We start from the raw sequence: 11,886 nt of genomic DNA, 5'->3' as shown, positions 1-11,886 counted from the left end.
ATCGTGGCTGGACTTTCACCAGCTAGAAGTGCACCATGCCCGGTACACTGAAAAGCCGCGGACTGCTGTCCGCGGCAATCTGTGCTGATTCAGGCTGTGCCGGTCCGGCTCACTCGGTTTCGATCAGGCCGTATCCGCCTTCCCGTCTGCGGTAAACCACGGCAATCTTCCGGGTTTCATCATCGGTGTAGATGAAGAAGTCATGATCCAGAAGTTCCATTTTCGCAATGGCATCGTCCAGGCTCATGAAAGCCGGCACGATGGATTTGGTCCGAACCAGTTCATCTTCATCCGCGGGCGCATCTTCGTAGAGCTCCACATCAATGAAGGCTTCCGAGAGAGGCGAATGATTCTTTTTCTTTTCAATCCGGGTTTTCTGACGCCGGATCTGATCTTCCAGCTTGTCAATGGCCCGGTCAATGGCTTTGTACAGATCGTCATCTGCCACTTCCGTCCGCAGGATTGCAAATTTTGTGGGAATGGTGACCTCGATCTTCTGTTTGTCGGGATAGGTGCGGATCAGGACACTGGCTGTATCTTCGTCGTCAATGATGAAGTACTTGTTGAGAATGGCCAGCTTTTTGTTGATCTTGTCCGCAATGGCCTGTGTCACAGTGATGTTTTTTCCGGTGATATTCACTTTCATATGAGATACCTCCTTGGTGTTCTCATTATATCATCGCTGTTATTATTTATCTTCGATTAACAGTCTCTGCCGGATTTCAGGCCATCTTTTCCGGAGCGCTTGACAAGCCATTCCGCCAGGGAAAGCTGGCCTGGAGCGCTGCTTTCTTTCAGCGTGCAGAACGTGGCGGCACTGCTCCACCGGTCCCCCCACAGGCGGGAAATGGTGCCCGTTTCGCCCATGGCGATGGCGATTTTCCCGGAAGCCGTCCGGTGGTCTCTGCAGCTTTCCAGCAGCCGGTTCACATCGTTTTCTGCCTGCGGCATCACCGCAATTTTCTGCATATACGGATGCCAGGCTTCCATGGACTGCCAGATCCTGTCCAGATCAGCGGGTGTTTCGTGAAAGTCATGAAAGGAAAGAATGGTTCTGCCAGGATCGGTGACAGAGTCCAGCGGTGTATCCGGTCCGATCCGGGACAGTTCCACGTCCACCAGCCCCGGCAGTCCGGAAAGAGACCGGAGGATCCGGTGATACTCCCTGTCGGAAACCGCCGCTTCTCCCCCTTCCCTATCGGTGCGCAGCGTGTACAGGAGAGTTTTGCCGCCGGGGTCCAGAGACAAAAGAAGCTGCAGAACCTCCGCTTCTGTCCTGGCCGCCAGCATCCGGTCCAGCCGCAGCTCGATCCAGTCACAGTCAGAAGCCACAGCCTGCCGGAAGGTGTCGTGAAATTCAGAGGTGCTGTCCGCAAACAAAGGAATAATCGCAATCATGGTCTCATTACATCCCATTCTTCTGCTGTTTTCAACCGGTTCATGCAACGGATTCCGGTGGCTGTCTGTACCCGAGCCTGCAGAAAGGACTGTCATGGACTGTAAATTTATGAAAGCTGAAATCAGGACTTGAAACTCATTTTCAAATTCAGTAGACTGACTGCATGAACACGTTTCAGTATTTTCGATTTATGTGACGCCTGAAAACATCGGCATGGTCCGGTGGTTTTGTTCAGGCGTTTTTTCAAAAGGCATTCTGCATGGGAATGCCTTTTTTATCAGATGCTGTACCGATATCACACAAAGGAGGCTGACAACGAAATGGAATTCGGACTGATTGGTGAACATCTGGGGCATTCGTTCTCGAAACAGATCCACAATGCCCTTGGAAACGAAGGATACCAGCTGCAGGAGATTCCCCCGGATCAGGTGGATGCGTTTTTCCGGAACCGCGCTTTTTCCGGGATCAACGTCACCATCCCTTATAAAAAGACAGCCCTGGCGGCCTGTGACGAAGTCTCTTCCCTGGCCCGTCAGGCTGGCGCGGTGAACTGTGTCACAAACCGGAACGGCCGGCTGACGGGTTTCAACACGGACTGCGCCGGAATCCAGGCCACACTGGAACACGCCGGTGTACATGTGGCGGGCAGAACCGTTCTGATCCTGGGCAAAGGCGGTGCAGCCACGGCGGTCAAAGCCGTGGTCCAGGCACTGGGGGGACATCCGGTGATCGTCTACCGCAAACCGGCACCAGACTGCATCCTGCCCCAGGATGCGCTCCGTCTGCATCCGGAAGCAGCCCTGGTAATCAACGCCACACCCGCAGGCATGAGCCCGGCCATAGAGGGACAGGCACTGGATCTTCGGGGCTTCACACAGCTGGAATTCGTGTTCGATCTGGTCTACAACCCCATGAAGACCCGCCTGCTGCTGCAGGCTGAATCCCTGAACATCCCCCATGACAACGGCCTTCGGATGCTGGTGACTCAGGCGGTCAAGGCTCACGAGCTGTTCTTCGATGTCTCCCTGCCACCCCAGGCAGCTGCCGATGTGCTCCGTGAACTGCAGCTGCAGCAGCAGAACATCGTCCTGATTGGCATGTCCTCCTGCGGCAAATCCACCCTGGGCAGAATGCTGGCGGACAGACTGGGCAGACCCTTTGTGGACCTGGATGCGGCGGTGGAACAGGAAGCGGGCATGCCGGTTGCCGCCATCTTTGAACAGGAGCAGGAAGAAGGCTTCCGCCGCCGGGAAACCGCCCAGGTCCGGCGGGCGTCCCTGCACACAGGCCAGGTGATCGCCTGCGGCGGCGGCGTGATCGAACGGCCGGAGAACCGGGATCTGCTCCGGTCAAACGGCATTCTGGTGTGGCTGAAACGGGATCCGGCTCTGATGGTGCAGGAAGACCCCGCCCGGCCGATGCTGAAACACGGCTTTGACCAGCTGTATGCCAGACGGGCACCGGTCTATGAAGACTGGGCCGATCTCATCCTGCCAAACGACAATGCCCCGGAAGAAGCGCTGGAAGTCCTGTGCACGAAACTGGGATATACGCCCCGGCAGGCATCGGCATCACAGGAATAAAACCGGTGGTGAACCGGATCGGGCGCATCACAGGGAAACACACCCGATGGATACAAACGGATAAACAGAAAGGAACCGATGATCATGATTATCACACTGAAGAAAACCGCACCGGAGGCAGAGGTCTCCCGGCTGATTGAAAACCTGGAAAAGAAGGGACTGAAGACCACCAAGATCGTGGGGGAAAACTACGATGTCTTTGGCGTGGTGGGCGATACTTCTGTCATTGACGACCGCTCGCTGCTTGCCAACCCCATTGTCTACGAGGTGCAGCGTGTGGCGCAGCCTTACAAACTGGCGAACCGGATGTTCCATCCGGAGGATACGGTGGTGGATGTGAACGGTCTGAAGATCGGGGGCAATAAAGTCATCATGATGGCGGGCCCCTGCGCGGTGGAAAACCGGGATTCCATTCTGTCTGCGGCCAGTGCTGTGAAGGAAGCCGGCGCGGATATGCTGCGGGGCGGTGCCTACAAACCCCGGACGTCTCCCTATGCGTTCCAGGGACTGGGCACGGAAGGAATCCTGCTGCTGGATGAAGCCCGCCGCGAAACAGGGCTGCCAGTGGTGACGGAGCTGATGTCCGCCGACAAGCTGGATGAATTTGTGGAGCATGTGGATGTGATTCAGATTGGTGCCCGGAACATGCAGAATTTCGATCTGCTGAAGGCCGTGGGCCGGACGAAGAAACCGGTGCTGCTGAAACGGGGGCTGGCGAATACGATCGAGGAATGGATCATGGCGGCGGAATACATCATGTCCGAGGGCAACCCCAATGTGGTTTTCTGCGAGCGCGGGATCCGGACCTTCGAGAAGTTCACCCGGAACACCCTGGATCTGTCGGTGATCCCGATCATCAAGGAGCGCACACATCTGCCGATCGTGATCGATCCGTCCCACGCCACGGGAGACTGGAAGCTGGTGGAGGCTGTCTCCCTGGCGGCGATTGCGGCAGGAGCCGATGGTCTGATCATCGAGGTGCACTGCGATCCCCAGAATGCCCTGTCGGACGGGGCGCAGTCCCTGAAGCCGGAGAACTATGCAGCCCTGGTGGAAAAAGGCCGGAAGATCGCGGAGGTCATCGGCCGCAGTCTGTAGGGGCTTGCTGATGTCCAGGCAATGGCCGATGGTGGACAGAGCAGTTACCGATGATGGACAGAGCAACTGTCAATGACAGGACCACCACAATGAGCTTTACAGAGGTCTCTTCAGAAAAGGAGACCTCTTTTTTGCGTGATTTGCTGGCGGCAGCTTCCTGATGCAGCTGGTGAGATTCCATGGGTATCCGTAAAAGCCGGCGGGAGAAGCGATGGATGGATTCCCGTTACCGGTTTGCGCTTTGGGTTCCTGTATGTCTATACTGGGTGGAATCGAATCTGAGCGAGAAATGCCTGACCGCACTGCAGTCAGATCCGGGTTCATAAAAGGAGTTTGAAAATGGAAATGGGACACTTTGGTTTTTCCTGGGTGGGATTCATCTTTCTGGTGATGCTGATGGTTCCCAATCTGTTTTGGGCGAAGAAAAAGCCCGCCGGATACTCTTCGGCGGACGAAAACCGGGTCCTGAGAATACTGGAACGGGTCGGTGAAGTGCTGGTGACCTTCTGTCTGCTGACGTTCACAGACCTGAATCTGCATGGATGGTCTGTGGATGTCTGGTGGCTGATGGCCGCCTTTGTACTGATGATTCTGTATGAAATCTGGTGGATCCGGTATTTTCGCAGTCCTGGCAGACTGGAGGATTTCTACGGCAGCCTGCTGGGAATTCCGGTACCCGGGGCTACACTTCCGGTGATTGCAGCGTTTTTTCTGGGTCTTTACAGTCACCTGCTCTGGCTGCAGGGAGCAGCTTTGATCCTGGGGATCGGGCACATCGGGATCCATCTCCAGCATCGGCGGCAGCTGGCACAGAAAGAGGAGGGTCATGCTCAGCAACGCTGAAGAAGCGACAGCCGATGAGGTCCGCAAATCCGGCTCTCCGTGGCGAAACTATCCTGTATGATGCAAAGGCAGTTTACTGCACCAGTCTGTTTTACTTGAAAGGAGAAACCATGGATGCTGATTTGAAGAAGATGAAAACCGGAAAACCGGATGGGACAGCGGCGGGCCTGAGTCCGTTTCCCTATTCGGATACCAACAAGCGGTATCACACCTATTCCTATCATCTGAAGAAAGCCTATGGTCACAAACTGGCGAAGATTCCTCTGGATGCGGGATTTACCTGTCCCAACCGGGATGGAACCAGAGGATACGGCGGGTGTGCCTTCTGTTCTTCCCGCGGTTCCGGAGATACGATTCTGCATTCCGGAGAAGATCTGCGGATGCAGTTTGAAGCCGGTCTGGAGCGGGCCCGGCAGAAGTGGCCGGATGCGGACGGAATCGCCTACTTTCAGTCGTATTCCAACACCTATGCGCCGCTGCCGGTGCTGCAGCAGGTGCTGGGGCCGGTATTTGCCTGGGAGGATGCAGCGGAGGTCTCCATTGCCACCCGTCCGGACTGCCTGGACGGAGACAAGATCCGGTGGCTGGCAGAGATGAACCGGATCAAGCCTGTGTGGGTGGAGCTGGGGCTGCAAAGCGCGAAGGATTCCACGATGGTCAGAATGAACCGGGGGCATGGCACAGCCTGCCTGGCAGCCTGCATGAAACAGCTGGCAGGCAGCGGGATCCGCACCTGTCTGCACATCATCAACGGGCTGCCGGGAGAAAGCAGAGAGGATATGCTGGATACGGCCCGGTTTGTAGCCGGTATGCATCCGGATGCGGTGAAGATCCACATGCTGCATGTGATTTCCGACAGTGCACTGGGGCAGAGCTATCTGAAAGCCCCCTTCCCGCTTCTGTCCATGGAAGACTACGTGCAGATCGTCTGCAACCAGCTGGAACTTCTGCCTGGGGAGATGGTGGTGGAGCGGATCACCGGTGATGGAGTGGCGGAGAATCTGCTGGCACCTCTCTGGACTGCGAAGAAGCGTGTGACGATGAATGCGGTGGACCGGGAACTGGCCAGGCGGGGTTCCTGGCAGGGGAAGCTCTACGCGGGTGAGGATGGCGGCGACTGAGCCATCCCGGTGGCAGTCCCGACTCCTCCCTTCCTGTCCGCTTTTGTCTTTTCTGCCTTCAGCATCCTGACAGTATCCCGAAAAACGAAACATCCCGGAAACCTTCACGGTTCCGGGATGTTTTTGCTATGCCTGCAGGGCTTCGTTTACCCAGTTCTGCAGCTCCAGCATCGGCATGGAGCCGACATGCTTTGCGAAAGGCTGTCCGCCGCGGAACACGATCAGCGTGGGGAATGTATCCACACCGTAGGCATCGAAAATCTGCGGGAATTCCTCACCGGAGACCTGAATCACCGGAATGGTCTCCTGAGCGGCAAATTCCTTGAGTGTGGGGAAAAATGCCTGGCAGTATTTGCACCAGGGCTGAAAGAATTCCACCAGCAGCGGACTGTAGCCGTTGAGTGCGGATTCAAACTGTTCTGTCGATTCAATTTGTGTAAGCATATGCTTCACCTCCATTGATCTATGTTTACAGACTCAGTGTAGAGGAATTCATCCGGAAATCCGCCGGGTTTGACCGCAATACAGCAGCTGGCAGCCACGGGACTTCTTTATTGGTGTCTGTATTTTCTCAGCCAGAAAATCAGAGACAGCACTGAGGGTACGGCAATCCACAGAATCACAGCTGTGGCAGAGACTGCGCCGAAATCCGGCAGTGTCATGACTGCGGCGGTGTAGAAAACCGCACAGGGCAGTGAAATCCAGCCGAGAATGCGGTGGGCCAGCTCCCAGGTCTGTGGATCGGATACTGTCCAGGGCAGACGCAGACCCACATACCGGTTCCAGGACAGCTTCGGGCAGATCCACCCGCAGAAGACCATCAGTACAGTGATCAGCAGCCAGGCTGCCAGATTCTCCTGCTGCACCGACAGCTGCAGATATCCTGTCTCTGTCGCCATGATCCCCGCTGTGATCAGAAGGATGAGGAAAATGGAAAATATCGCGACGGTTCTGAAAGCGGAAAGCGCCGGAGACGTTGCAGATGCACCGGTCATCAATGGCAGGTTTCTGTACAGGATCACCAGACCGACCAGAGCGCAGAGACTGACGCCGGCGGCTGAGAGAATCTCATTGCGGACCCCCAGGGCAATCATGAGGCTCAGGAAAGCCAGAAACAGAATCTGTTCCCGCCTTCCCGTGATGAGTTTCTGCCGGTTTCGCTCCCGGTCCATTTCTTCCAGTTTCGCCCGGGCGGTCTCCAGACTGGCTTTCATATCCGGATCCTGACCTTCCTGCGCATCCAGTTCCAGCAGCCGGTTCACCGGTACATGCAGAATCCGGGAGAGTTCCGGAATCATGGAAGCGTCCGGTACGGAAAGAACCCGCTCCCATTTGGATACGGTCTGTCTGACCACATGCATCTGCAGTGCCAGTTCCTCCTGTGACATACCCGCCTGTTTTCTGGCTTCTCTGATTGTGTCCTGTATCATGGCCAGTCCTCCCTTGCTTGTGGCAGCCGGGATCATTTCACGGGCTGCTCTATCTGTTTATATCAGCAACTGCCGGCTTCTGACACGCAACGAAAAGCAACATTCGGGTTTGCGGCTGGATTTTCCTGAAAAAACCGGCAGTTCTGCGTTTGCAGCTGCCGGTTTTCATATCTCTGTCTTTCCCGGTTTTATGCCAGGTGGAGGCAGTACTGATTTTTCTTTCCTTTTTTCAGGATCACGCAGTCATCTGCATAAATGTCATCTGCACCCACAATGTGCATGGGATCTGTGACCTTGACGCCGTTGATGGCAATGGAATTGCCTTTGGTCCATTCCCTGGCTTCACGCTTTGACTTGGCAATACCTGTCTGCACCAGCACATCTTCCAGGGGGAGATTTGCAGCAGTCTCCATTTTTTCCATGGGTGCCACTGCCTGATGGCGCTGTTTGGGTGTCAGTTCCTGAAGTTTGCCCCGGAACAGCGCTTCCGTGATGGCCAGCGCGGTATCCAGCGCCTCCTGCCCGTGAAGATCCCGTACCACTTCCGCAGCCAGAGCTTTCTGTGCAGGACGCAGGTGCGGCGCCTCTGCCTGCTGTTGTTCCAGTTCCATGATTTCCTCCGGTGTCAGGAAGGTAAGTTTCTTCAGATACTCGCCCACTTTGGCATCCTCTGTGTTGAACAGGAACTGGTACAGATCATAGGGACTGGTCTTTTCGGGATCCAGCCAGACTGTTCCGGATTCGGATTTCCCGAACTTGGTCCCGTCGGCTTTGGTGATCAGCGGCATGGTCAGACCGTAGGCTTTCACATCCGCACCTTTTTTCTTCCGGATCAGCTCCAGGCCGGAGGTGATGTTGCCCCACTGGTCCTGTCCGCCGATCTGCATCTGGCAGTTGTATTCCTCCAGCAGGTGCAGGAAGTCCAGGGACTGCAGGATCATGTAGGAAAACTCCGTGTAGGAGATGCCGGACTCCAGTCTCTTTTTGACAGTTTCCTTGTTCAGCATGTAGGTTACATTGAAGAATTTCCCGTAGTCCCGGAGGAAATCAATGATGGACAGGTCTTTGGTCCAGTCCAGGTTGTTGACCATCTGGAAACCGAACAGATCGCTGATCTGCCGGTGCAGAGCTTCGTAGTTATGCGCAAGGACCTCCGGTGTCAGCATGCTTCGCTCACCGGTGGCTTTGGGATCCCCGATGAACCCGGTGGCGCCACCCACCAGCATGATGGGGTGATGTCCGTGTTTCTGCAGCCGCCTGGCCATGAGCAGACTGGAGTAATGGCCGATGTGCAGAGAATCGGCTGTGGGGTCGGTTCCAATGTAGAACGTGAGTTCCCCGTTGTTGATTTCGTTTTCCAGATCCGGGCTGGTGACATCGTTGATCAGCCCTCTCCATTGCAGTTCTTCAAACAGTTCCATGATGTGTGCTCCTTCTGTTGTCCAACAGGCGGTTTGCGACAAAAAAAGCGTCCTGTCAAAGGACGCTTGCGCGCGGTACCACCTTCGTTCACGGATACTCTCCGTGCCCTCTGCCTGTAACGCCGGCCAGGCGTCCCTCTGGGATGCTCCCGGGTGTATTCGCCGGCGGAATCCGCAGCGTTGCACCAAACCGCTGCTCTCTTCAGGTATTCCCCTCCGGGTACTGGTCCCGTTCTACGCTATGAACCGATAGTACCGTTTGTCTCAATCCATTGTCAACATTTAAAATACAGCTATGAATACTGTGACAATTCAAAAAATAGAGACAGAGGCAGATCAGCTGCATTTCGAAAAAGCGCTGGACATGCTGGAAACATGCAGACCGCAGTCCGGCAGTGATCCGGACTGGAACCGGCTGGCAGCGAGAGTGAAACGCGGTCTGTTTCAGGGCAGACAGGCCCTGACCTGCGCGAAACGGGGCGGCCAGGATGTTCCTTCCCGTCTGGAACTGGCCAAATGTCTGTTTGCCTGCGGCGAAGTGCATCAGGCCGGTCTGCTTCTTGAAGAACTGCACCGGGAAACAGACAATCCTGGCTGCGGCCTGGCGCTGGCTGCCTGGTATGGCGAAACCGGCCAGGTCCATAAGGGGCGCAGACTGCTGCAGCAGATGGATCCGGACAGTCTGTCGGGCCTTCAGCGCATGGACTGGCTGATTCTGGCTGCAGACCTGGCTTCCTTCGAGGAAGACACCGGCGAAGCCTTCCGGCTGTACAAACAGGCACTGGAGGATGTGAAACTGTGCATTCCCTTCAACTGGCAGCCTCTGCGCCGCATGCTCATTTTTCACAACATGGCGGATACCAGGGAGCAGATGGAAGAACCGGATGAGGCTCTCGCGCTGTATGATTCGGCTCTGAAAGAAATGAGACTCCAGAAACAGCGGGATGACAGAGTAACAGATCTGTCCGGCTATGAGCTGGAGCTGCTGCTTTCTCTGGCCAACTGTCTGGGTAATGCGGAGAATTTTGAAGCTGCCCATCAGCGGCTCCAGGAAGCAGAAGCACTGATGCAGTCTGTGCCTCCGGCTCAGTTGTCCTATTTCCAGGCCCGGCTGCTGTATATTTCAGGTCTTCTGGCCATGAATGAAGAGAAAAACGAAGAGGCTGTCCGCTGTCTGGAGCAGGCTCTCGACCTGCAGGAAGATCTTTGCGCCAGAGGCAGGGATAAGCCGGAACATGCAGCCCGCTGTGCCTATTACCTGGCTTCTGTGCTTCCTGATGCCCGGGCTGACCGGAAACTCGCGCTGTACGACCGGGCCTGGGATGTATTTGATGCCGTTCAGGAAAAAGAGCCATCATTTTATATCCTTGCCATGGCAGATATGGAAAACGAGCGGGGCAGACTCGCCGTGTCCGGTGAATCTGCCGCGGTTCATTATCGGAAAGCCGCTTCTCTGTATGACAGCCTGATCCGCAGTCATCCGGAGGATCTCCTGGCCCGCAGATCCCGCCTCACCGCCTGGATCAATCTCTTTCTTCTGGACCCCCGTCCGGAAGAGACAGACCGCATCAGGCAGGAGCTGTCGCGGCTTCGCCAGAATGATTCCGGATCCCTGTATCTGCATACAGTGGTTTCCTGGCTTCTGGACAATCCCCGCTGTCCCCGCAAGCTGCATGCGTGGCTGGAGAATTTCCGACAGCATCTGGATTCACCTTACGGCGCCTGATGGCGGAAGCGGTCTGCAGCCAGCCCGCCCTGTAAATCTGTATGTGAACGCCGCAGCGTTTCAGACACCAAAGCAGGCGATCCACAGAGACACTGCAGTTGCAGCCACGGCAAACCATGGAGCGGTCAGATCGAAAATCCGCCCGGCTTTCGCAGAAGATACAAGGTGTTGAGTCTGCCTGTGATCCGCGCCTGCGGGATATGTCCTAAATTCCTGTACTTTCAGTCCATCATTCATTTGTGGTACCTGCCTTTCTTAGTGGAAACAGAACGTGATGCATCAGAGTGACCTTCGCAGTCATTCGTTTACTGTATGCTGATGCGTTCACGGTCCGTTTACATTCACAGTATAAACTCGGAATCTCCGATTGTAAACAGAAAGTTGTCCTGATATAATTCAGTTATGGAAAACAGACAGCAGAAGGACAACATCGTCGGGGAACGGATCCAGTCGCTTCGCAAGGAACGCGGCATGTCACTGGACGCCCTGGGAAAGGAACTGGGGGTCTCCAAGGCCTACATTTCCTACATTGAACGCGGAGAGAGGCAGCCCGGGCGTAACATTCTGGTTCGTCTGGCCGATTTTTTCAATACAGACATCGACTGGATGATGGGCCGCTCGGAAATCCGCAGCAGCTCCGAGGAATTTGCCATCCCCAGGCTCCAGCCTATCCCGGTGTATTCCTGCATCTCCTGCGGAACCGGACTCTGGGTTGACGAACAGCCTGAGGCCTATACCGGTGCACCGGACTGGATGCTGCGGCCCTCCAAGGACTACTTCGCCAATCCCGCCGAAGGCAACTCCATGTCGCCCACCATTGAAAGCGGCGACTGCATCATTTTTGAACAGACCGAAAATGTCCGGTACGGACAGATCGGAGCGTTCAGTCTGAATGGCGCCTATTACTGCAAGCGTCTGGAAAAGAAGCCGGACGGCTCATTCTGGCTGCTTTCGGACAACGAATCCTACGATCCGATTCCCATCACCGAGAATGATGAGTTCCGCATTCTCGGGGCCTACCGGCTACGCATCACGCGCCGCGGTGCCTGACCATACTTTCCTTTGACCGGCTGCCCAGCCGGTTTTCTGTTCTTGACTGCACAGACATCATACACTGTCTCCATGCGCTATTTATGCATGGTTTTGATGCTTCTCCCGGAAATCCATGCCTGTCCGGCTGCATTCAGGCTGCATCCCGGCTGTCCGGTATATAATCGAGTAGAGAGGAACAGGTTAGTGCTGCCCCTCCCTCTCACACCACCGTA

The 11,886-nt window shown here is 55.6% G+C and carries 11 protein-coding genes and 1 other annotated feature; of the genes, 6 read left to right on the top strand and 5 right to left on the bottom strand.

Annotated features, from left to right (window positions below):
- Window positions 1–109: 109 nt before the first annotated feature.
- Window positions 110–646, bottom strand: a complete 537-nt coding sequence (raiA, locus tag QZ305_RS10785; RefSeq protein WP_294731937.1) for a ribosome hibernation-promoting factor, HPF/YfiA family — start codon at window positions 644–646, stop codon at window positions 110–112.
- 56 nt (window positions 647–702) lie between these two features.
- Window positions 703–1,398: a type I 3-dehydroquinate dehydratase gene (locus tag QZ305_RS10780; RefSeq protein WP_294731936.1), complete on the bottom strand. Its 696-nt coding sequence runs from the start codon at window positions 1,396–1,398 to the stop codon at window positions 703–705.
- Window positions 1,399–1,719: 321 nt separating this feature from the next.
- On the opposite strand from QZ305_RS10780, the gene QZ305_RS10775 reads away from it, so the two are divergent.
- The 4 genes from QZ305_RS10775 to QZ305_RS10760 all read left to right on the top strand — a co-directional run bounded on the left by QZ305_RS10775 (window position 1,720) and on the right by QZ305_RS10760 (window position 6,044).
- Window positions 1,720–2,982 (top strand): shikimate kinase, encoded by a 1,263-nt coding sequence (locus tag QZ305_RS10775; protein ID WP_294731935.1) that lies wholly within the window; start codon window positions 1,720–1,722, stop codon window positions 2,980–2,982.
- Between the two features lie 84 nt (window positions 2,983–3,066).
- Entirely contained in the window at window positions 3,067–4,080 is a 1,014-nt protein-coding gene (aroF, locus tag QZ305_RS10770) for a 3-deoxy-7-phosphoheptulonate synthase (RefSeq protein ID WP_294731934.1), read from the top strand.
- A gap of 339 nt (window positions 4,081–4,419) precedes the next feature.
- On the top strand, window positions 4,420–4,923 hold the full coding sequence (locus QZ305_RS10765; protein WP_294731933.1) for a hypothetical protein: 504 nt from the start codon (window positions 4,420–4,422) through the stop codon (window positions 4,921–4,923).
- Window positions 4,924–5,033: 110 nt separating this feature from the next.
- On the top strand, window positions 5,034–6,044 hold the full coding sequence (locus QZ305_RS10760) for a TIGR01212 family radical SAM protein (RefSeq protein WP_294731932.1): 1,011 nt from the start codon (window positions 5,034–5,036) through the stop codon (window positions 6,042–6,044).
- 126 nt (window positions 6,045–6,170) lie between these two features.
- On the opposite strand, the gene QZ305_RS10755 is transcribed toward QZ305_RS10760, so the two are convergent.
- From QZ305_RS10755 to tyrS, 3 genes are all read right to left on the bottom strand, one after another.
- A complete protein-coding gene (locus tag QZ305_RS10755) occupies window positions 6,171–6,488 on the bottom strand; it encodes a thioredoxin family protein (RefSeq protein WP_294731931.1) in 318 nt (105 codons plus the stop codon).
- 107 nt (window positions 6,489–6,595) lie between these two features.
- Complete coding sequence (locus QZ305_RS10750; protein WP_294731929.1) at window positions 6,596–7,474, bottom strand: XRE family transcriptional regulator; 879 nt, start codon at window positions 7,472–7,474, stop codon at window positions 6,596–6,598.
- A gap of 188 nt (window positions 7,475–7,662) precedes the next feature.
- Window positions 7,663–8,895, bottom strand: coding sequence for a tyrosine--tRNA ligase (tyrS, locus tag QZ305_RS10745; RefSeq protein ID WP_294731928.1), 1,233 nt, complete (start codon window positions 8,893–8,895; stop codon window positions 7,663–7,665).
- Between the two features lie 55 nt (window positions 8,896–8,950).
- Window positions 8,951–9,141, bottom strand: a binding site (T-box leader).
- A 49-nt stretch (window positions 9,142–9,190) separates the two neighbouring features.
- Between tyrS and QZ305_RS10740 the strand changes: the two genes are divergently transcribed.
- Both QZ305_RS10740 and QZ305_RS10735 read left to right on the top strand, forming a co-directional pair.
- Entirely contained in the window at window positions 9,191–10,621 is a 1,431-nt protein-coding gene (locus QZ305_RS10740; protein ID WP_294731927.1) for a lipopolysaccharide assembly protein LapB, read from the top strand.
- A 402-nt stretch (window positions 10,622–11,023) separates the two neighbouring features.
- Window positions 11,024–11,671 carry an XRE family transcriptional regulator gene (locus QZ305_RS10735; protein ID WP_294731926.1) on the top strand — a complete coding sequence of 216 codons (648 nt, stop codon included), beginning with the start codon at window positions 11,024–11,026 and terminating at the stop codon, window positions 11,669–11,671.
- The last annotated feature ends 215 nt before the right edge of the window (window positions 11,672–11,886 follow it).

The sequence above is a fragment of the uncultured Faecalibaculum sp. genome (genome assembly GCF_910588395.1).
Classification (GTDB): domain Bacteria; phylum Bacillota_I; class Bacilli_A; order Erysipelotrichales; family Erysipelotrichaceae; genus Faecalibaculum.
The sequence above is the reverse complement of the archived record's forward strand: the minus strand, read 5'-3'. Positions and strand labels throughout refer to the sequence as shown.

Coding starts and splice junctions, on each gene's coding strand:
- QZ305_RS10735 (WP_294731926.1), top strand. CDS start 11,024: ATGGAAAACAGACAGCAGAAGGACAACATCGTCGGGGAACGGATCCAG.
- QZ305_RS10780 (WP_294731936.1), bottom strand. CDS start 1,398: ATGATTGCGATTATTCCTTTGTTTGCGGACAGCACCTCTGAATTTCAC.
- QZ305_RS10775 (WP_294731935.1), top strand. CDS start 1,720: ATGGAATTCGGACTGATTGGTGAACATCTGGGGCATTCGTTCTCGAAA.
- aroF (WP_294731934.1), top strand. CDS start 3,067: ATGATTATCACACTGAAGAAAACCGCACCGGAGGCAGAGGTCTCCCGG.
- QZ305_RS10750 (WP_294731929.1), bottom strand. CDS start 7,474: ATGATACAGGACACAATCAGAGAAGCCAGAAAACAGGCGGGTATGTCA.
- raiA (WP_294731937.1), bottom strand. CDS start 646: ATGAAAGTGAATATCACCGGAAAAAACATCACTGTGACACAGGCCATT.
- QZ305_RS10765 (WP_294731933.1), top strand. CDS start 4,420: ATGGAAATGGGACACTTTGGTTTTTCCTGGGTGGGATTCATCTTTCTG.
- QZ305_RS10740 (WP_294731927.1), top strand. CDS start 9,191: ATGAATACTGTGACAATTCAAAAAATAGAGACAGAGGCAGATCAGCTG.
- tyrS (WP_294731928.1), bottom strand. CDS start 8,895: ATGGAACTGTTTGAAGAACTGCAATGGAGAGGGCTGATCAACGATGTC.
- QZ305_RS10755 (WP_294731931.1), bottom strand. CDS start 6,488: ATGCTTACACAAATTGAATCGACAGAACAGTTTGAATCCGCACTCAAC.
- QZ305_RS10760 (WP_294731932.1), top strand. CDS start 5,034: ATGGATGCTGATTTGAAGAAGATGAAAACCGGAAAACCGGATGGGACA.